Annotated in this window: 18 protein-coding genes; 7 read left to right on the top strand and 11 right to left on the bottom strand. The window is 60.4% G+C overall.

What is annotated here, in order from left to right:
* Position 1: 1 nt before the first annotated feature.
* From PSH73_RS25465 to PSH73_RS25450, 4 genes are read right to left on the bottom strand one after another with little or no spacing between them, the layout of a single operon-like run.
* A complete protein-coding gene (locus tag PSH73_RS25465; protein WP_057440457.1) occupies positions 2–739 on the bottom strand; it encodes an amino acid ABC transporter ATP-binding protein in 738 nt (245 codons plus the stop codon).
* Positions 726–1,376, bottom strand: coding sequence for an amino acid ABC transporter permease (locus PSH73_RS25460; protein ID WP_057960952.1), 651 nt, complete (start codon positions 1,374–1,376; stop codon positions 726–728). Before PSH73_RS25460 ends, PSH73_RS25465 begins: the two co-directional genes overlap by 14 nt.
* The gene (locus PSH73_RS25455) at positions 1,373–2,041 is read right to left on the bottom strand and encodes an amino acid ABC transporter permease (protein WP_057960951.1); all 669 of its coding nucleotides are present in this window, start codon (positions 2,039–2,041) and stop codon (positions 1,373–1,375) included. The genes PSH73_RS25460 and PSH73_RS25455 overlap by 4 nt, the downstream gene beginning before the upstream one ends.
* Positions 2,042–2,055: 14 nt before the next feature.
* Complete coding sequence (locus PSH73_RS25450; RefSeq protein ID WP_057960950.1) at positions 2,056–2,841, bottom strand: transporter substrate-binding domain-containing protein; 786 nt, start codon at positions 2,839–2,841, stop codon at positions 2,056–2,058.
* Between the two features lie 255 nt (positions 2,842–3,096).
* Here PSH73_RS25450 and PSH73_RS25445 point away from each other — a divergent pair, with 255 nt between their 5' ends.
* The 5 genes from PSH73_RS25445 to PSH73_RS25425 all read left to right on the top strand — a co-directional run bounded on the left by PSH73_RS25445 (position 3,097) and on the right by PSH73_RS25425 (position 8,334).
* Entirely contained in the window at positions 3,097–3,798 is a 702-nt protein-coding gene (locus PSH73_RS25445) for a FadR/GntR family transcriptional regulator (RefSeq protein ID WP_057960949.1), read from the top strand.
* Between the two features lie 120 nt (positions 3,799–3,918).
* A complete protein-coding gene (trxA, locus tag PSH73_RS25440; RefSeq protein WP_029289563.1) occupies positions 3,919–4,248 on the top strand; it encodes a thioredoxin TrxA in 330 nt (109 codons plus the stop codon).
* 232 nt (positions 4,249–4,480) lie between these two features.
* Positions 4,481–5,740, top strand: a complete 1,260-nt coding sequence (gene rho / locus PSH73_RS25435) for a transcription termination factor Rho (protein WP_003176825.1) — start codon at positions 4,481–4,483, stop codon at positions 5,738–5,740.
* Between the two features lie 159 nt (positions 5,741–5,899).
* Entirely contained in the window at positions 5,900–7,366 is a 1,467-nt protein-coding gene (gene ubiD, locus PSH73_RS25430; RefSeq protein WP_029289556.1) for a 4-hydroxy-3-polyprenylbenzoate decarboxylase, read from the top strand.
* Positions 7,366–8,334, top strand: coding sequence for a CDP-6-deoxy-delta-3,4-glucoseen reductase (locus tag PSH73_RS25425; protein ID WP_057960948.1), 969 nt, complete (start codon positions 7,366–7,368; stop codon positions 8,332–8,334). The genes ubiD and PSH73_RS25425 overlap by 1 nt, the downstream gene beginning before the upstream one ends.
* Before the next feature lie 152 nt (positions 8,335–8,486).
* Here the strand turns inward: PSH73_RS25425 and PSH73_RS25420 are convergent, their stop codons facing one another.
* The gene (locus PSH73_RS25420; protein ID WP_057960947.1) at positions 8,487–8,963 is read right to left on the bottom strand and encodes a hypothetical protein; all 477 of its coding nucleotides are present in this window, start codon (positions 8,961–8,963) and stop codon (positions 8,487–8,489) included.
* Between the two features lie 396 nt (positions 8,964–9,359).
* On the opposite strand from PSH73_RS25420, the gene PSH73_RS25415 reads away from it, so the two are divergent.
* Positions 9,360–10,025 carry a gamma-glutamylcyclotransferase gene (locus PSH73_RS25415; protein ID WP_057440451.1) on the top strand — a complete coding sequence of 222 codons (666 nt, stop codon included), beginning with the start codon at positions 9,360–9,362 and terminating at the stop codon, positions 10,023–10,025.
* On the opposite strand, the gene glpT is transcribed toward PSH73_RS25415, so the two are convergent.
* Both glpT and PSH73_RS25405 read right to left on the bottom strand, forming a co-directional pair.
* Entirely contained in the window at positions 10,009–11,346 is a 1,338-nt protein-coding gene (glpT, locus tag PSH73_RS25410) for a glycerol-3-phosphate transporter (RefSeq protein WP_057440450.1), read from the bottom strand. The two genes, PSH73_RS25415 and glpT, sit on opposite strands and share 17 nt — an antisense overlap.
* A gap of 288 nt (positions 11,347–11,634) precedes the next feature.
* The gene (locus tag PSH73_RS25405) at positions 11,635–12,615 is read right to left on the bottom strand and encodes an NADPH:quinone oxidoreductase family protein (RefSeq protein ID WP_305461592.1); all 981 of its coding nucleotides are present in this window, start codon (positions 12,613–12,615) and stop codon (positions 11,635–11,637) included.
* Between the two features lie 149 nt (positions 12,616–12,764).
* Here PSH73_RS25405 and PSH73_RS25400 point away from each other — a divergent pair, with 149 nt between their 5' ends.
* The gene (locus tag PSH73_RS25400; RefSeq protein ID WP_029289542.1) at positions 12,765–13,172 is read left to right on the top strand and encodes a flagellar basal body-associated protein FliL; all 408 of its coding nucleotides are present in this window, start codon (positions 12,765–12,767) and stop codon (positions 13,170–13,172) included.
* 1,078 nt (positions 13,173–14,250) lie between these two features.
* On the opposite strand, the gene PSH73_RS25395 is transcribed toward PSH73_RS25400, so the two are convergent.
* From PSH73_RS25395 to PSH73_RS25380, 4 genes are all read right to left on the bottom strand, one after another.
* Entirely contained in the window at positions 14,251–15,369 is a 1,119-nt protein-coding gene (locus PSH73_RS25395) for an ABC transporter permease (RefSeq protein ID WP_057960944.1), read from the bottom strand.
* Positions 15,369–18,086: a ribosome-associated ATPase/putative transporter RbbA gene (rbbA, locus tag PSH73_RS25390; RefSeq protein WP_273865371.1), complete on the bottom strand. Its 2,718-nt coding sequence runs from the start codon at positions 18,084–18,086 to the stop codon at positions 15,369–15,371. Before rbbA ends, PSH73_RS25395 begins: the two co-directional genes overlap by 1 nt.
* Entirely contained in the window at positions 18,083–19,048 is a 966-nt protein-coding gene (locus tag PSH73_RS25385; RefSeq protein ID WP_057440447.1) for an HlyD family secretion protein, read from the bottom strand. The genes rbbA and PSH73_RS25385 overlap by 4 nt, the downstream gene beginning before the upstream one ends.
* A gap of 86 nt (positions 19,049–19,134) precedes the next feature.
* The gene (locus tag PSH73_RS25380; protein WP_057960942.1) at positions 19,135–19,584 is read right to left on the bottom strand and encodes an EVE domain-containing protein; all 450 of its coding nucleotides are present in this window, start codon (positions 19,582–19,584) and stop codon (positions 19,135–19,137) included.
* Positions 19,585–19,691: the final 107 nt, after the last annotated feature.

Here is a 19,691-nt window from a genome sequence, read left to right as displayed (position 1 = left end):
CTCAGCCTGGTTGTTCCACCGAGCCTATAAAGTTAGCCAATTCGGGCGTGCGCGGTTGGGCAAACAGGACGTTCGGGTCGCCGACTTCATGCACCTTGCCCTGATGCATGAACACCAGCTTGTCGCCGACCTCACGGGCAAAGCGCATTTCATGGGTGACCATGATCAGGGTCATGCCGTCCTTGGCCAGTTGGCGCACCACGCTGAGGACTTCATTGACCAGTTCAGGGTCCAGCGCCGAGGTGATTTCATCGCACAGCAACACCTTGGGCGACATCGCCAGCGCGCGGGCGATCGCCACCCGTTGCTGCTGGCCGCCGGACAGGCGATCGGGGAATGCATCGAACTTTTCCCCCAGGCCGACCCGTTCCAACATCTGCCGGGCCAGCTCCGCAGCCTTGGCCTTGGCGACTTTTTGCACGACCTGGGGCGCGAGCATGACGTTTTCACCCACGGTCAAATGGGGGAACAGGTTGAATTGCTGGAACACCATGCCGACTTTTTGCCGCAGGCTGCGCAGGTCGGCGCGGGCCGCGTCGAGGTATTCGCCGTCGACCTCAATCACCCCGTCATTGATCGACTCCAGGCCGTTGAGGGTGCGCAGCAGCGTGGATTTTCCCGAGCCGCTGCGGCCGATGATTGCCACCACCTGGCCTTCCTCGATACTCAAGTCGATGCCCTTGAGCACATGGTGATCGCCGTAATACTTATGCAGCGCGGATATTCTAAGCAGAGGCATGCAGTCTCCTTTCCAGGTAGCGGGCACTGAGGGACAAGGGGTAGCAGAGCAGGAAGTAACCGAGCGCCACCAGGCCGTAGACCATGAAGGGCTCGAAGGTGGCATTGGCGAGCATGCCGCCGGTCTTGGTCAGTTCGGTGAAGCCGATGATCGAGGTCACCGCTGTGCCCTTGACCACCTGCACCGAGAACCCCACCGTCGGCGCCACGGCAATTCGCAGGGCCTGGGGCAATATCACGTAGCGCAGTTGCTCATAAGGGTTGAGGGCCAGGCTGGCGGAGGCTTCCCACTGCCCGTGGGCGATGGAGTCGACACAGCCGCGCCAGATCTCGGCCAGGTAGGCACTGGTAAACAGGGTCAGGGCAATCGCGGCGGCCAGCCACGGCGAGATATCAATCCCCAGCAAGGCGATGCCGAAAAACACCAGGAACAGTTGCATCAGCAGCGGTGTGCCCTGGAACAGTTCGATATAGGTCCGGGCAATATTGCGCGGTAGCGCCTTTTTGCTGATGCGCAGGGTCATTACCAGCAGGCCAATCAGCCCGCCGCCGACAAACGCCACCAGCGACAGCAGCAGGGTCCATTGCAGGCCGGTCAGCAGGTTGCGCACGATGTCCCAGAACGAAAAATCACTCATCGACTGTTCCTCATCACATAGCGGCGACCGATCCAATTGAGCAACTGGCGGATCATCAACGCCATGCACAGGTACACCAGCGTGGTCAGGGCATAGGTTTCAAAGGCGCGGAAATTGCGCGATTGAATAAAGTTGGCGGCAAAACTCAACTCTTCAGTGGCGATCTGCGAGCACACCGCCGAGCCGAGCATCACGATGATGATCTGGCTGCTCAGGGCCGGCCAGACCTTGCCCAGCGCCGGCAGCAGCACCACATGGCGGAACGCTTCGAAGCGGGTCATCGCCAGCGCTGCCGCGGCCTCCAGCTGCCCACGAGGGATCGCCTGGATCCCGGCGCGGATGATCTCCGTGGAATAGGCCCCCAGGTTGATCACCATCGCCAGTACTGCGGCCTGCCATTCGGAAATCTGTACCCCCAGTGAAGGCAGGCCGAAGAAGATAAAGAACAACTGCACCAGAAACGGCGTGTTGCGAATCAACTCGACATACACCCCGAAGAGCCAGCAGAACGGCTGGATTTTCCATGCCCGCACCACGGCGCCGACGATGCCCAGGGCCACGCCGAGGAGGGCGCCGATGGCTGTCAGCTCCAGGGTGAACAGCGCGCCGCGCAACAACAGGTCGGTATTGGCCAGCACCGGCACAAAGTCGAATTGATAGGCCATCAATCAGCTCCGCTTCAGAGATCGGCAGGCAATGGTTCTTTGAGCCACTGCATCGCGTTCTTTTGCAGGCTGCCGTCAGCCTTGGCGGCGACCAGGATCTGGTTGACCTTCTCCAGCAGTGCCGGCTCGTTTTTGTTCACGCCGACATATACCGGCGAATCCTTGAGTTTGACTTTCAACGCCGGTACCCGCTTGGGGTTGCGCTCGCTGATCGCCACCATCACCACGTTGCCACTGGCGATCAGGTCCACCTGGCCGGCGAGGTAGGCGGCGATGGTCGAGTTGTTATCCTCGAAGCGCTTGATCGTGGCTTCCTTGGGTGCGACGGCGCTCAACTCGATATCTTCGATGGCACCGCGGGTCACGCTGATGGTCTTGCCCTTGAGATCGTCCAGGGTCGCAATCGCCGCGTCAGGCGGGCCGAACACGGCGAGATAGAACGGCGCGTAGGCCTTGGAGAAGTCGATGACCTTCTCGCGATCCGGGTTCTTGCCCAGGCTGGAAATCACCAGGTCCACTTTGCCGGTGGTCAGGAACGGGATGCGGTTGGTGCTGTTGACCGGGGTCAGTTCCAGTTTGACCTTGAGCTGCTCGGCCAGCAGTTTGGCGGTGTCGATGTCCAGGCCGCGCGGCTTCATATCGGGGCCGACCGAGCCGAAGGGCGGGAAGTCCTGAGGCACCGCGACCTTGAGGGTGCCACGGGCGACGATATCGTCCAGGCCATTGGCCTGGGCTGGCGTCTGGCTGAGCATCAGGCTGGCAAACAAGGCAGTGAGCAGGGCGCTGCAACGCTTGGTCATGGCAACTCTCCGAAAAGGGCGAAGGGATTTTCTGAGTCTTGCCAGTGCACAGCCCATGCCATGCCGCGCCAAAGCGGCTGCAAGGCAGGGTTTTACAGGTGTATAGCGGTCTTACTGGTCTGAACAGTCAGAAGCGATTGCGCACCCTTTTCGAGCGCCCGCAAAACCCGGCGAGCCCCTTTGGGGCGTGGCTTGCCGGCCAGCGAGAATAGATTTACAACTAGCCTCACTGTTGACCGAAATCTTGAGTTTTTTATGAATTCCATCGCCCAAGCCGTACCGGAAGCGGCTTTGCAAGCCATCCGCAAACTGATCAAGCAACGGGGCTTCGGGCCAGGTGATGCACTGCCTTCCCAGCGCGACCTGGCATTGCAGTTGGGGGTCAGTCGGGCCTCGTTGCGCGAGGCCTTGTCTTCGCTCAGTGCGCTTGGGCTGGTCAGCGTGCAGCCGGGCAAAGGCGTGTTTGTGCAAGCGCCACCGACGGTCGACATGAGCGGGGTGGCCTGGCCCTTTACGGCGCAGGCCAGCCCCCTGGATATCTTCCAATTGCGTTATGCCCTGGAGGGCTTTGCGGCGGGGCTGGCGGCCATGACCCTGACCACCGAGGAACTGGATGGGCTCGAAGACAATGTCCAGGCCATGCGCCGGGAACTCAAGGCCGGGGATTTCGAGGCCGCTGCGCGGCTGGACTTCGCGTTCCACCAGCGCATCCTGTTGGCCAGTGGCAATCAGGCGATGATGAGCATCCTCAGCGCCAGTGCCGAGGTGTTTCTGGAAAGTCAGAAGCTACCGTTCATCCGACCGGAACGGGCGATGGAAACCTGGCAGGAGCATCGCAAGATCCTCCGGGCCCTGGCCCGGCGCAGCAGCGCGGCGGCGCACAAAGCTATGCAGGAGCACGTGCGTAACGCTGCGTTGCGCACGGGAATAGCCTTTGTGACTCCGACGGCCTCTTGAACCCGCCATATCCAAAATGATGACGCTCCATAGCAAGAGTCAATCAGCAGCGGCTTCCTGAACGCAGGAAGGGCGGCTATGATGGGCAACGTTTTTTTTGCTTACAACCCGGAGACATCCATGAGCAACGATCTTATCAAGCACGTCACCGACGCGACCTTTGAGGCCGAAGTACTGCAGGCCCAGGGCCCGGTGCTGGTTGACTACTGGGCTGAGTGGTGCGGTCCTTGCAAAATGATCGCTCCGGTCCTGGACGACATCGCAACCACCTACGAAGGCAAACTGACCATTGCCAAGCTGAACATCGACGAGAACCAGGAAACCCCGGCCAAGCATGGCGTGCGTGGTATCCCGACGCTGATGCTGTTCAAGAACGGCAACGTCGAAGCGACCAAGGTCGGCGCACTGTCCAAGTCGCAATTGGCTGCATTCCTCGACGCCAACATCTAAGCGTCGTCAAAAAGCCCCGCAAATTGCGGGGCTTTTTCGTAAAGCAGGGCTAGACGCTCTGAAATTCAGGTGGTACATTCGGCCCCGCACTGGTTTCTCCACTGCCCCCTGCAAGCCGTCGCCGACGCATTCCTTTCGATTAGTACGCGATCCTGTCGCCTTCTCTGCGGCGCGGCCTCATTAAGCCAAAAGCTTAATTCCCCCCCTCTATAAATGATTACGTCATTCCTATATGAATCTGACTGAACTCAAGCAAAAGCCGATTACCGACCTGCTCCAACTGGCCGAAGAAATGGGCATAGAAAATATGGCCCGTTCGCGCAAGCAGGACGTGATTTTCTCCCTGCTGAAAAAGCACGCGAAAAGCGGCGAGGAAATCTCCGGTGATGGCGTGCTGGAGATTCTCCAGGACGGCTTCGGCTTCCTTCGCTCTGCAGACGCGTCCTATCTCGCCGGCCCAGACGATATCTACGTCTCGCCGAGCCAGATCCGTCGCTTCAACTTGCGCACCGGTGACACCATCGTTGGCAAGATCCGTCCTCCAAAGGAAGGCGAGCGTTATTTCGCCCTGCTCAAGGTCGACACGATCAACTTCGATCGTCCTGAGAACGCGAAGAACAAGATTCTCTTCGAGAACCTGACGCCGCTGTTCCCGACCGTGCGCATGAAGATGGAAGCCGGTAACGGTTCCACCGAAGACCTGACCGGTCGTGTGATCGACCTGTGCGCCCCGATCGGCAAAGGCCAGCGTGGCCTGATCGTCGCACCGCCGAAAGCCGGTAAGACCATCATGCTGCAGAACATTGCAGCGAACATCGCGCGTAACAATCCTGAAGTTCACCTGATCGTGCTGCTGATCGATGAGCGTCCGGAAGAAGTCACCGAAATGCAGCGCACCGTGCGCGGCGAAGTGGTTGCCTCGACGTTCGATGAACCGCCAACCCGCCACGTGCAGGTTGCCGAAATGGTGATCGAGAAGGCCAAGCGCCTGGTCGAACACAAGAAGGACGTGGTGATCCTGCTCGACTCCATCACCCGTCTGGCCCGTGCCTACAACACCGTGATCCCGAGCTCCGGCAAGGTATTGACCGGTGGTGTCGATGCCCACGCCCTGGAGAAGCCGAAACGTTTCTTCGGCGCCGCGCGTAACATCGAAGAAGGCGGCTCGCTGACCATTATCGCCACCGCGCTGGTTGAAACCGGCTCGAAGATGGACGAAGTGATCTACGAAGAGTTCAAGGGTACCGGCAACATGGAACTGCCTTTGGACCGTCGCATCGCTGAAAAGCGTGTGTTCCCGGCCATCAACATCAACCGCTCCGGCACCCGCCGCGAAGAGTTGCTGACCGCCGACGACGAACTGCAGCGCATGTGGATCCTGCGCAAGCTGCTGCACCCGATGGACGAAGTGGCAGCCATCGAGTTCCTGATCGACAAGCTGAAAACCACCAAGACCAACGACGAGTTCTTCCTGTCGATGAAACGTAAGTAATACGACGTTTCAGGTCCGAAAGAATGGCGCCCCCAGGGGCGCCATTTTTTTTGCCTGAAATCTTTAACCACAGCTGGTGGGCAATTGCGCCGTCGATAGGGCTGCCAGCCGCCCTCAGAGCAGGTACGATGTACGCCTATTTTACGGGTGGCATGGTTAATGAAATTCAAGGATCTTCGGGATTTCGTGCAGCAACTTGAGCAGCGCGGAGAGTTGAAACGTATTCAGGTGCCGGTTTCCCCGGTCCTGGAAATGACTGAGATTTGCGACCGCACCCTGCGTAACAAGGGGCCGGCGCTGCTGTTCGAAAACCCCACAGGCTTTGATATCCCCGTGCTGGGCAACCTGTTCGGCACGCCCGACCGGGTGGCGTTCGGCATGGGGGCCGAGTCGGTCAGCGAACTGCGCGAGATCGGCAAGCTGCTGGCCTTCCTCAAGGAGCCCGAGCCGCCCAAAGGCCTGAAGGATGCCTGGTCGAAGCTGCCGATCTTCCGCAAGATCATTGCCATGGCGCCCAAGGTGGTCAAGGACGCGGTCTGCCAGGAAGTGGTCATCGAAGGCGATGATGTCGACCTGGCGATGCTCCCGGTGCAGACCTGCTGGCCCGGCGACGTCGGCCCGCTGATCACCTGGGGCCTGACCGTCACCAAAGGCCCGAACAAGGACCGCCAGAACCTGGGGATCTACCGTCAGCAAGTGATTGGCCGCAACAAGGTGATCATGCGCTGGCTGAGCCACCGTGGCGGCGCCCTCGACTTCCGTGAGTGGTGCGAGAAGCACCCCGGCCAGCCGTTCCCGGTTTCCGTGGCCCTGGGGGCCGACCCGGCCACCATCCTCGGCGCCGTGACGCCGGTGCCCGACAGCCTGTCCGAATACGCCTTCGCCGGCCTGTTGCGCGGCAATCGCACCGAACTGGTGAAATGCCGTGGCAACGACCTGCAAGTGCCGGCCACCGCCGAAATCATCCTCGAAGGCGTGATTCATCCGGGCGAGATGGCCGATGAAGGCCCTTACGGCGATCACACCGGCTACTACAATGAAGTCGACAGCTTCCCGGTGTTCACCGTCGAGCGCATCACCCACCGGGTCAAACCGATCTACCACAGCACCTACACCGGCCGGCCGCCGGATGAGCCGGCGATTCTCGGCGTGGCGCTGAACGAGGTATTCGTACCGATCCTGCAGAAGCAGTTCCCGGAAATCACCGACTTCTACCTGCCGCCCGAGGGCTGCTCGTACCGCATGGCCATCGTGACCATGAAGAAGTCGTATCCGGGCCATGCCAAGCGCGTGATGCTCGGTGTGTGGTCGTTTTTGCGACAGTTCATGTACACCAAGTTCGTTATTGTCACCGACGACGACATCAACGCCCGGGACTGGAACGACGTGATCTGGGCGATTACCACGCGCATGGACCCCAAGCGCGATACGGTGATGATTGATAACACACCCATCGACTATCTCGACTTCGCCTCGCCGGTGTCGGGCCTGGGTTCGAAGATGGGCCTGGATGCCACCCATAAATGGCCGGGTGAAACCACCCGTGAGTGGGGCCGGGTGATCGTCAAGGATGAAGCCGTGACGGCGCGTGTCGATGCGATGTGGAAAGAATTGGGAATAGATTGATGCGTGTAACCCTGCAACCTTCCGGCGCGGTCCTCGACTTGCAGCCGGGCGAGCGGATTCTTGAAGGTGCGCGGCGCCTGGGCTACGACTGCCCGCAGGCGTGCCGTAACGGTGTGTGCCATGTGTGCGCGGCGCTGTTGGTCGAGGGCCGGGTGCAACAGGCCGGCGAGGTGCGTGACCATGGCGAGTTCTACACCTGCATCGCCGAGCCGCTGGAGGATTGCATCGTGCTGTGGGATGGCGTGCTGGCGCCGGGGGAGTTGCCGGTGCGCACGCTGGCCTGCCAGTTGAGCGAGTGCGTGGAGCTGGGTGGCGATGTGTGGCGCGTGCGCCTGCGGGCCCCGGCCGGCAAAGCGGTGCGTTACCACGCTGGCCAGTACCTGATGATCGAGCGCGAAAACGGCGAGAAGTCGGCGTTTTCCCTGGCCTCGGCGCCCCACGCCGGGCGCGAGCTGGAATTGCATGTGCTGGTACGCGAAGACAGCGCCCGCAGCCTGATCGAGCAGTTGCAGCGTAACCAGATGGCGCGGGTCGAGCTGCCGTTTGGCGATACTCACCTGGCCGAGCTACCCGACGGCCCGCTGGTACTGATCGCGGCCGGCACCGGCATGGCGCAGATGCACAGCCTGATCGAACATTGCCGGGCCACGGGGTTCAAGTATCCGGTGCACCTGTACTGGGGCGTGCGTCGTCCTGAGGATTTCTACCAGGTCGAACATTGGGAACAGTGGCAGCAATTGCCCAATCTGTTCCTGCACAAAGTGGTCAGCGACCTGTGTGGTTGGGAAGGGCGCTGTGGCTTGTTGCACGAGGCGGTGTGCGAAGACATAACCGACCTCAAGGCCGTGCATGTGTATGCCAGCGGATCGCCGGCGATGATCTACGGCACGCTGGACGCGCTGGTGAATGCCGGGATGGATGCGCACCAGATGCGCGCTGACGTATTTGCCTACGCCCCTCGCTCCTGACCGCTACGAAAACATTCTCGTAAGCCGATCAAACTGTGGGAGCGGGCTTGCCCGCGATAGCGGAGTGTCAGCCAACAAATCTGGCACTGATACACCGCCATCGCGGGCAAGCCCGCTCCCACATTGAACTGTGTCTACTCAGGTGTGCGGCGTCAGAACCGCACGCCCGTGGTCACCATCGCCGCATTGAACCCCAGCAACACAAACTCCGCCGCCACCGGCCCGTAGTGCGCACCCACCGACGGAATGATCACCGGTGCCACGCCGTAGCGGTTCAGCGGGATCTTGTCGCGGTACTTGCCGCGATAGCCCTGGATCGCCCCGCCGGTCAGTTTCAGATACACCGGATAGTCGGCCATGTCGAAGCGCTTGCCGGCGTAGGCGTAGTACGAGCGTTGGCGAAACGAGTTGCGAAAGGTCGCACCGCCATACACCCACCCCGCAGCGTCATTGCGCTCCAGGCCGATCAGGTCTTGATGGTTATTGTGCTCGGGGTCCGGCGCAAAGTGCCGGGTGTAGACGCTGGTCTGGGCGTACCAGAAGCCTTTGTCGTCGTTGGCCGGCGCTTCGGCGGCCAGGGCGGTGGTGGCCAGCGCCAGGAGCAGCAGGCCGGAAAGTCGGTTTTTCATGGTGCGACCTCGATAGTCGGTGAATGCGCGGCTAAGTGGGTCGTGACGTGACGCTATTTTGAGGTCCCGTCGGGCATAAAGGCTGAACGGGCGCTGAAAATAGCGCGGTTTTGCGCGGCGAACCTGACGAATGGGGCCTATTGCTTATGCTTTTTCATATTTTTAAAAGGTATTGATTGCAAGGGGAGCGGTATGGGGAGCGGTCGACATATTGAAGTGCTGCGCGAGGGTGCGTCGGCCCGCTACGGGTCTGACGCGGTGGCCGGGGTGATCAACCGCCAGCAGTGGCGGCAACCTGGCCCATAGTACTTTTTCGCCTTACGGTTACAGCGGCGCGTTCTATTACGGTAAAGTCGCCTATAACTGGTAGTACACAGGAGACCTAAGCGATCTGCCATGACCGTTCTCGAATCCGAACTTCTGCAATTGGCTTACCCGCCGCGGCTTGATCTGGGGCCGCAACTCACTCACGAACAATTGATGAGCTCGATGCAGGCCACCATGGGTCTGCACAAGGGTGGGCCGGTCTGGCTGTTTGCCTATGGCTCGCTGATCTGGCGCCCTGAGTGTTCGGCAACCCAGCGCCTGCGCGCCCGGGTCCATGGCTATCATCGAGGCCTGTACCTGTGGTCCCACGAGCACCGGGGTACGCCGGAGTTACCGGGGCTGGTGTTTGGCCTGGATCGCGGCGGCTCGTGCAGCGGCTTTGCTTACCGCCTGCCGGAAGATCAACTGGAGGCCTCGCTCTATGCCTTGTGGCAGCGCGAGATGCCTTACCCATCCTATCGGCCACACTGGCTCAGTTGCCGGCTTGAAGACGGCAATCAGGTGCAGGCATTGGGTTTTGTGCTGGAGCGACACCTGCCCAGCTATGCCGGTAACTTGCCCGACAGTGTGCTGAACCAGGTGTTTGCCAGCGCTTGCGGGCGTTACGGCACCACTCGCGATTATGTCGAGCAGACCGTCAACGCCCTGCGTAGCCACGCCATGCCAGACAAGAATCTGGAGGCGCGGCTCAAGCGATGTGCCAAAGGCATCGCGGCGATTAACGTGCCGAGCTGACGCTATTGGTGTGCCACAGGGTTGGGATCAGGAACGCGATGGCCAGCAGGCACGCGCCGATCAGCAGCACAAAGCCGCCGTCCCAGCCGAAGTGGTCCACGGTGTAGCCCATGGCTGCACTGGCTGCCACCGATCCACCCAGGTAACCGAACAGGCCGGTAAAACCTGCGGCTGTACCTGCGGCTTTCTTCGGCGCCAGTTCCAGGGCCTGCAGGCCGATCAGCATCACCGGGCCGTAGATCAAAAAGCCAATGGAGAACAGCGCGATCATGTCGACCATCGGGTTGCCTGGCGGGTTGAGCCAGTACACCAGGGTCGCCACGGTCACCAGAGCCATGAACACAATGCCGGTCAGGCCACGGTTGCCACGGAAGATCTTGTCCGACATCCAGCCGCACAGCAGCGTACCGGGGATCCCCGCCCACTCGTAGAAGAAGTACGCCCAGGACGACTTGTCGACGGTGAAGTGCTTGGCTTCCTTGAGGTAGGTCGGTGCCCAGTCCAGCACGCCGTAGCGCAGCAGGTAGACGAACACGTTGGCGAAGGCGATGTACCACAGCATTTTGTTGCGCAGCACATACTTGACGAAGATTTCCTTGGCGCTGAATTCGTCTTCGTGGCTGGCGTCGTAGCCTTCCGGGTAGTCGTTCTTGTACTTCTCGATCGGCGGCAGGCCCACCGATTGCGGGGTGTCGCGCATGGTGATGAAGGCAAACGCCGCCACTGCCAAGGCCACGGTGGCCGGGACGTAGAACGCTGCGTGCCAGTCGTTGAACCAGGCCATGCCCAGCAGGAACAGCGGGCCGATCAGACCTCCGCCGACGTTATGCGCCACGTTCCACACCGACACCACGCCGCCGCGTTCTTTCTGCGACCACCAGTGCACCATGGTCCGTCCACTTGGCGGCCAGCCCATGCCCTGGGCCCAGCCGTTGATGAACAACAGAATGAACATCATGGTCACGCTGGAGGTTGCCCAAGGCGCGAAACCGAAAATGAACATCACCCCGGCCGATACCAGCAAGCCAAACGGCAGGAAGTAGCGCGGGTTGGAGCGGTCGGAAACCAGGCCCATGAGGAACTTGGACAGGCCGTAGGCAATGGCGATTGCCGACATGGCCAGGCCCAGTTGACCACGGGTATAACCCTCGTCGATCAGGTACGGCATGGCCAGGGAGAAGTTTTTGCGCAGCAGGTAGTAACCCGCGTAGCCAAAGAAAATACCGGCGAAGATCTGCCAGCGCAGTCGTCGGTAGGTACTGTCGATCTTTTCTTCAGGCAGGGGTGCCTGGTGGGGGGCAGGACGAAAGAAAGCAAACATTCAAGAGCTCCAAATTTCTTGTTTTGACTGCGGATGCGAATGTTACAGTTTCGTTACCGAAAATAGCATCGCCTCTTATCTGCAAACACAGGAAACGGGAGTAATTGCATGTTCTTTTACGAACATGTCGCTAATAGATAAGTATGGGGCGCGATCAGATTCCTCAGAGCACTTGAGATCAAATGTGGGAGCTGGCTTGCCTGCGATGGCGGTGGACCAGTTACCAAAGACGTAGCTGACCCACCGCCATCGCAGGCAAGCCAGCTCCTACACTAATTGCATTTCAAATCACTGGCGGACCTGCACGACCACCTTGCCCACTGCCTTGCGCTGCCCCAGGTCATTGATCGCCTGCGCCGCGTTGTCCAGCGAATACACCTGCGACACCAGCGGCTTCAACTTCCCCTCGGCATACCAACCAAACAGCTGCTGGAAATTCGCCGCGTTATCCTGCGGCTGGCGCTGGGCAAACGAGCCCCAGAACACCCCGACCACCGCTGCGCCCTTGAGCAGCGCCAGGTTCACCGGCAGGTCGGGGATACGCCCGCTGGCAAACCCCACCACCAGCAGACGGCCGTTCCAGGCAATGGCGCGGATGGCCTGGTCAAACAGGTCGCCCCCTACCGGGTCATAGATCACATCGGCACCGTTGCCATCGGTCAGGCGCTTGATCTCATCCTTGAGGTTGCTTTCGCTGTAGTTGATCAACTCATCGGCGCCCGCCGCCTTGGCCACGGCCAGCTTGTCGGCACTGCTGGCGGCGGCAATCACCCGGGCACCCATGGCCTTGCCGATCTCCACGGCAGCCAGGCCCACGCCACCGGACGCGCCCAGTACCAGCAGGGTCTCGCCAGCGGCCAGGTGGCCACGCTGCTTGAGGGCGTGCATCGAGGTGCCGTAGGTCATGCTGAAGGCGGCGGCGGTGTTGAAATCCATGCTCGGCGGAATCGGCAGCACGTTATAGCCCGGTACCGCGACCTGCTCGGCAAAGCTGCCCCAGCCGGTCAGCGCCATGACCCGGTCGCCGACCTTTAGGTGGCTGACCTTTTCCCCGACTTCGCTGACCACCCCAGCCGCTTCGCCGCCCGGCGAGAACGGGAAGGGCGGTTTGAACTGGTACTTGCCCTCGATGATCAGCGTGTCCGGGAAATTCACCCCAGCGGCATGGACGTCCAGCAGGATCTCGTTCTTCTTGATCGCCGGGCTTTCGACGTCTTCCAACACCAGGGTTTCGGCAGGGCCGAAGGCTTTGCACAGCACGGCTTTCATCGGACTATTCCTTTTGGCGTATTGGCCGATAAGTGTAGGTGGGTAAGGTCACGGGTCAACGAGCATGCCCCGGCCTGATAAGTCGCCATAAGCTTGTGCTCTGCCTTGCTAGCGTTATGCTACTGGCAACCGAATGTGAGGAATGAACTGTGAAAGCGTGGATCCTGTTGATGCTGGCCCTGACGTTGCCGATGGCAGCCCATGCCGAAGAAGCCAAGGAAGGCGAAGCGCCGAAGGTCAGCTATTACAGCCTGACGCCGCCTTTTGTGGGCAACTATGCCCTGGATGGCGGCCCGAAACTGCGGGTGTACAAAGCGGATGTGGCCCTGCGCGTGACCGGCCCCGAAGCGGCGGCGGCGATCAAGGCCAATGAGCCATTGATCCGCAACCAACTGGTGGCGTTGTTTACCCAGCAGACTGTCGAGAGCATGGGCAGTGTCGAGGGTAAGGAAAAGTTGCGTCAGGAAGCGTTGAAGCAGACGCAGCAAGTGATGAATGACGAGACGGGCAAGCCGGTGGTTGAGGATTTGTTGTTTAACAATCTGATTATCCAGTAACGCCCATCCTGTGGGCGTCGGCTTGTTGGCGATGGGGCCTTGAAGCTACCGACGCTCACAAGGCCGTCACCGTCAGCAACCCGAACTTTGGCGCCAACCTCAGGAGGGGTAACGCCTCTGCACGATGATGATAAAGATTCAGAGGCTCGGTTGGTTTCTATTGTGGAGGTTTTTCTATCGCAAACGTTATGCTTTTGGAGACGGAAATTGTGGGGCCTCCGCCTGATCCAGGATTATCGAATATAAAAGTAAAACGATAAGTTTTTCCTTTTGAAACATGGGTATCCTCGGAGGATATCCAGCTATGCCAATTGCCGCCCTTTATAGGTACTCTTGCCAGTACCGCCCCACTGGGGCATATAACTTCAAATATCGAATTTCTGCTTTGGTTGAGTCCACTAAATTTATACTGGATCGTGGAGACAAGTCCGGATGGGCGGGAGTTCAATGAGTTTGGAAAACCAGCAACTAAGTTGCTGGTTATAATAGGGCTTATATATAGATTTTCACTCTTTTTCTATCCGTTCGCCATACCCCATCGGGGGGCGCGTCGAAGACAAAGTAGAACTCGAATGTGTCTACTGTGTTAGATGTTGTGTATTTTGTTGACGACCCCCAAACGCGCCATTGGCCATCTTGTGGAGGGTGGACTGCTAGTATCGGGCCGCCGAAGGTAACAGAGTGAATCTCGAAACGCGGGTTTTTTCCCGTCACCGCACCTCGTTCAAACATATAGCGGAGCGCATGTATGATGTAAATGCCATTACTCCAAGTGGCTTCAACCTCGATGGCTCCTTTGTATCCATGTAATGAATATTCCCCTCTCACTGTCGTTACGCTGGTGGGGTTATTTCGGTCGACCTTAATCTCTATTGTTTCTGAGGGGGCTTCGTCGCTGGAGCCCTTCTTGTCCGAGTCTGATATGTCGCTCATTTTTTGCTCTCCCGAGAGTCTCGATGCAATGAATTTGCGGTCGATTGTTATAGTTAATAACGAGAGATAAACGCCGGCTACTGTCAGAATTGACAGTTTTTCATTTTGTTTTTTAATAAGCTCAGTGATTTTTATAAGTGAAAGTTCAAGAAGCCAGACTCTTCCTGAACCGCGCCAACGCCACCGCAAAAAACAACAAGCCAATCCCCGCCAGCGCCAGCAAATCCGGCCACACCACGCTCACCCCCGCATCGCGAAACAGAATCGCCGCACTCAAACTCACAAAATGTGTGGATGGCGAGCCCTGCATCACCCATTGCAACCATTCGGGCATGCTGTCCAGCGGCGTACTGCCGCCTGACAACAGCAGCATCGGAATAATCACCGGGATCGCCAGCAAGCCAAATTGCGGCGTCGAGCGGGCGAGGGTAGCGAGGAAGATGCCCAGGGCAGTGCTGGCAAACAGATACAGCGCGGTTACCAGCAGGAACAGACTCAATGAGCCGGCCAGCGGCACGCCGAGCATGCCCTTGACCACCACTTCCAGTGACAGCCAGGTACACAGCACCACCACCAGCATGTTGCTCCAGATTTTTGCCAGCATGATTTCCAGGGCGGTCAGCGGCAGCACCAGCAAATGGTCGAGGGTGCCATGTTCGCGTTCGCGCAGTAGCGCGGTGCCGGTCAGGACGATGGCGAGGATGGTGATGTTGTTGACGATCTGGATCACCGCCAGGAACCAGCCGCCTTCCAGGTTGGTGTTGAACAATGCCCGGGTGGTGAGGGTCGCCGGTGCGCGCTGGCTGGTGTCCGCCTGGCCGCTGTAGGTCAGCAATTCACGCTGGAAGATCCGCCCGATATAGCCCGCGCCCATGAAGGCCTGGCTCATCGCCGTGGCATCCACATTGACCTGCACGCTCGGCTGGCGGCCGGCCAGCAGGTCGGCCTGGAAATTGGCCGGCACGTTGATCACGAAAGTGTACTGGCCGCTGTCCATGACCTTATCCAACTGGTCGTAGGCCAGTGGCACGGCGGGCTGGAATTCCGGTGGTTGCAGGGCTTCGGCCAACTGGCGTGACAATTGGCCATGGTCTTCATCGACAAAGGCCACGCTGGCGTTATGCACGCCAATCACTGAACCGGCCGCTGGCATATAAATGGCGACGGTGAAGGCGTAGAACAGAAACAGCAGCAACACGCTGTCGTGGCGCAGGCTGGTGAGCTCTTTGATTCCCAGGCGCAGGATATGGGCGAACTTATGCATCAGGCCTCCTGCTTCTTGAGCATCACCAGGCTCAGCCCGGTGAACCCCAGGAAAAACCCGAACAGCGCCAGGCACTGTGGCCACAGCTGGCGCAGGTCCAGGGCTTTGGTAAAGGTGCCGACGGCGACATCCAGGAAGTAGCCGGCGGGAAACAGCATGCCCATCAGCGCGGCCGCCCCTTCCAGGGACGAGCGCGGCACGATCAGCCCGGAGAACTGGATGGTTGGCAGGCTGGTGATGATCATGGTGCCGAGAATCGCCGCGATCTGGGTGCGGGTGAACGCAGAAATCAGCAGGCCCATGCTGGTGGTGGCCAGCACATACAGCAGGCCGCCAAACGCCAGGGTCACGCCACTGCCCTTGAACGGCACGCCGAACAGCCAGCGGTTCATCGCCACCAGCAGCGCCAGGTTGATCAGGCTGATAACCAGATACGGTGCCTGCTTGCCGAGGAGAAACTCCAGGCGGGTCAGCGGTGTGGCGTAGAAGTTAGTGATCGACCCCAGTTCCTTCTCGCGCACGATGCCCAGGGCGGTGAGCATGGCCGGGATAAACGCCAGGATCAGTGCCATCACGCCGGGGCCGATGGCATTTACGCTGACCACGTCCTGGTTATAGCGAAAGCGCGTCTCCAGTCTGGCGGCGGCGGGCTGGGCTCGCGGGGAGCTGTTGAGTTCCGCCAACTGCTGCAGATTGGCCTGGTGTACCGCTTCGACATAGTTGCGGCTGGTCTCGGCGCGAAACGGCATGCCGCCATCCAGCCAGGCGGCCACTGCCGGTTGGCGCCCGGCGTACAGGTCGCGGCCAAATCCGGGAGGAATCTCCAAGGCGAGTTTGATTTCCGAGCGTTGCAGGCGCCGGTGCAGCTCGGCCGAATCGCTGATCGGCGGCTGTTCGGCGAAGTAGCGCGAACTGCGAAAGGCCTCCAGATAGGCGCGGCTTTGTGGCGTCTGGTCCTGGTCATACACGGCGAAGGCGAGCTTCTCCACGTCCAGGGAAATGCCGTAGCCGAAGATCACCATCATGAAAATCGCCCCGAGCAGGGCAAAGGCCATGCGCACTTTGTCGCGCAACAATTCCTTGCCTTCGCGACTGGCCACTGCCAGCAGGCGGACCAGGCTGAAGCCGCGCTTGCTGACTGGCGGCGTGGTCGGTGTGCTGACGGTTGCGCTGGGCGCGGCGGCCTCTGGGGCTTCCTGGGCTTGTTCCAGACAGGTGACAAATGCGGCTTCCAGGGTCTCGCCGTGGAAGTGTTGCTGCAGGGCGTCCGGGGTGTCGCAGGCCAGCACCTTGCCGGCGTGCATCAACGAGATGCGGTCGCAGCGCTGGGCTTCGTTCATAAAGTGGGTGGAGAGAAAAATCGTCACCCCTTGCTCGCGGGACAACTCCACCAGCAAACGCCAGAAATCGTCGCGCGCGGCGGGGTCCACACCGGACGTGGGTTCGTCGAGGATCAGCACTTCCGGGCGATGCAACACCGCCACGGCCAGGGACAGGCGCTGGCGCAAACCCAGGGGCAGCTCGCCGGAGGGTTGTTCGGCGACACTGCCCAGGTCAAAACGCTGGATCAATTCTTCGATGCGCGGGCCGCTGTCGGCCTTGGGCAGGTCGAACAACTGTGCGTGCAGCACCAGGTTCTGGCGCACGCTGAGCTCACCGTACAGCGAGAAGCTCTGGGACATAAAGCCCACGCGCTTGCGGGTTGCCAGGTCCTTGGCATTTACCGGGTTGCCCAGCAGTGTGGCGCTGCCTTCACTGGCCGGCATCAGCCCGGTGAGGACTTTCATGGTGGTGGTCTTGCCGCAGCCGTTGGAGCCGAGAAAGCCGAAGATCTCGCCACGGCCAATGGCGAAACTGACCTTGTTGACTGCCGTAAAGTCGCCAAAGCGCAGGGTCAGGTCGTGGGCTTCGATGGCGATGTCGGTGTTGTCGTTTGCCCGAGGAGGGATCACCAGCGGCTGGTTGTTATGCGCGCTGTCACCCTGGAAATGGGTGAAGGCCTCATCCAGCTTGCCGCTGGGCGTGACCGCCGCCAGTTCGCGGCTCAGGCCATCGGCGATCAGCTTGCCGCGGTCGAGCATCAGGCAGTGCTCGAACTGCTCGGCTTCTTCCATGTAGGCCGTGGCCACCAGCAGCGTCAGTTGCGGGCGTTCGCTGCGTACGGTTTCTACCAGTTCCCAAAAGCGCCGGCGTGACAACGGGTCGACGCCGGTGGTGGGTTCATCGAGGATCAGCAAGTCTGGGTCGTGGATCAGCGCGCAGCACAGTCCCAGTTTTTGCTTCATCCCGCCCGACAGTTTGCCCGCCGGCCTGTCGGCGAAGCGTGCCAGGTCGGTGGCCAGCAGCAGGTTGTGCATGCGCTGCTCGCAATCGGCTTTGGACAGGCCAAACAGGGTGGCGAAAAAACGGATGTTCTCGCTGATGGACAGCTCGGGGTACAGGTTGCCGCCCAGGCCCTGGGGCATAAACGCGATCAACGGGTACAGGCTGTTGCGGTGGCGGCGGTCTTCGATGGAGCCGCCCAGCACCTGCAAGTCACCGTCCTGCAGTTTTTTCACCCCGGCGATCAAGCCCAACAGGCTCGACTTGCCCGCGCCATCCGGGCCGATCAACCCGCAGCGGGTACCGGCCGGCAGGCTGAAGGCGATGTCGATCAGCGCCTGTTGCTTGCCGTAGCGGTGGTTGATGCCCGTGGCGTGCAGCGCCAGCCCGGTCATTGCAGGTTGGCCGGCCAGTCCAGGTCGGCGGTGCGCACATAGCCGGCGCCGGGCATGCCGGGCTTGGCCTGGGGCACGGCGCTCGGTTGAGTCAGGCGCAGTTTGACGCGGAACACCAGTTTCTGGCGCTCGTCGCGGGTTTCAACTTCTTTGGGGGTGAACTGCGACTTGGCGGCGACAAAGCTAATTTTCGCCGGCAGGGGTTGATCCGGCAGGGCATCGAGCACGATCCGCGCTTCACTGCCCACGGTCAGGCGACCAGTGACGGAGGCGGGCAGGTAGAGGTTCATGTACTGGTCATTCGGATCTATCAGCAGCAACACGCGCCCGCCGGCACCGAGCACTTCGCCAGGTTCGGCCAGGCGCAACTGGATGATGCCGTCGATGGGCGCGCGCAGGCTGCTGTCTTCGATCTCGCTGGTCAGTTGTGCCACCTGGGCCTGGGCCGCACCGATGGCGGCCTTGACCGCATTGACCTGGGCCTGGGCTGCCGTCACCGCCGCATTGCCGGTGTTCTGCCGTGCCTGTTGCTGGTCGATCAGCTGTGCGCTGGCGAAGCCGCGGCGGTACAGCTCCTGGGTGCGCTTGAGTTCCTGGCTGGCCAGCAGGTTTTCGCTCTGGCGCAATTGCACGTTGGCTTCGGCGGCGGCGAAGTTCTCCTTGGCGCGCAGCACTTCGGCCTCGGCCTGGGAACGCTGGGCTTCGAGGGTGCGGGTGTCGATACGCGCCAGCAGTTGGCCCTTGAGCACTTTGTCGCCTTCATCGACCCGCACTTCAGCCAGGCGGCCGGGGATCTTGGTGGCGATCTGCACTTCGGTGGATTCCAGCCGGCCATTGCCCATGTTCAAACCTTCCGGCAGGCGGTCCAGGGTGGACTTCCAGTAGCCGAAGCCGCCGGCGGCCACCAGCAATAGAATCAGGAGAAAGGCAAAGAAGTGCGAACTGCGATGTGACGTCGACATGGGTGCATCCTGCGGTGTTAGCGTCCTAGTTTGCCGGGATCGTAACCGATAGCCGTTGATACCGGTCAAATGAATACCGTTAGGCGTTAACGCAGGGCCATTACCGCCGCCCATTGCTGGGCCGTCACCGGCATCACCGACAAACGACTGCCTTTTTGCACCAGCGGCAGTTCGGCCAGGGCCGTCTGTTGTTTGAGGTAGCCCAGCCCGAGAACGTTGGGGAAGGTCTCGACATGCGCCACTGTGATGGCGCTCCATGGATTTTTTTCCGGGGTGGCCTTGGCATCGAAGTAATGGCTGTCAGCTTCCAGCGCTGTCGGGTCCGGATAAGCCGCCTCAATGATTTTCCCTACGCCGGCAATCCCCGGTTCGGGGCAACTGGAGTGGTAAAAGAAGAACGCGTCACCCACGGCCATGGCCCGCAGGAAGTTGCGTGCCTGGTAATTGCGCACGCCATCCCAGCGCGCCTCGCCGAGTTTTTCCAGGCCCTTGATGGACAGCTCATCGGGCTCAGACTTCATCAGCCAATAGGCCATGGTTTTGCTCCTTTGCAGGGGATTGGGCAGGTTGTCTGTCAATTTCGTGACAAACCGACGGTCGGTTGACGTCAAGGTTTGCGTGTTGGTTCACGTTACCGCAGAAT

This window comes from Pseudomonas sp. FP2294, from assembly GCF_030687625.1.
Lineage (GTDB): Bacteria > Pseudomonadota > Gammaproteobacteria > Pseudomonadales > Pseudomonadaceae > Aquipseudomonas > Aquipseudomonas shahriarae.
The sequence above is the reverse complement of the archived record's forward strand: the minus strand, read 5'-3'. Positions and strand labels throughout refer to the sequence as shown.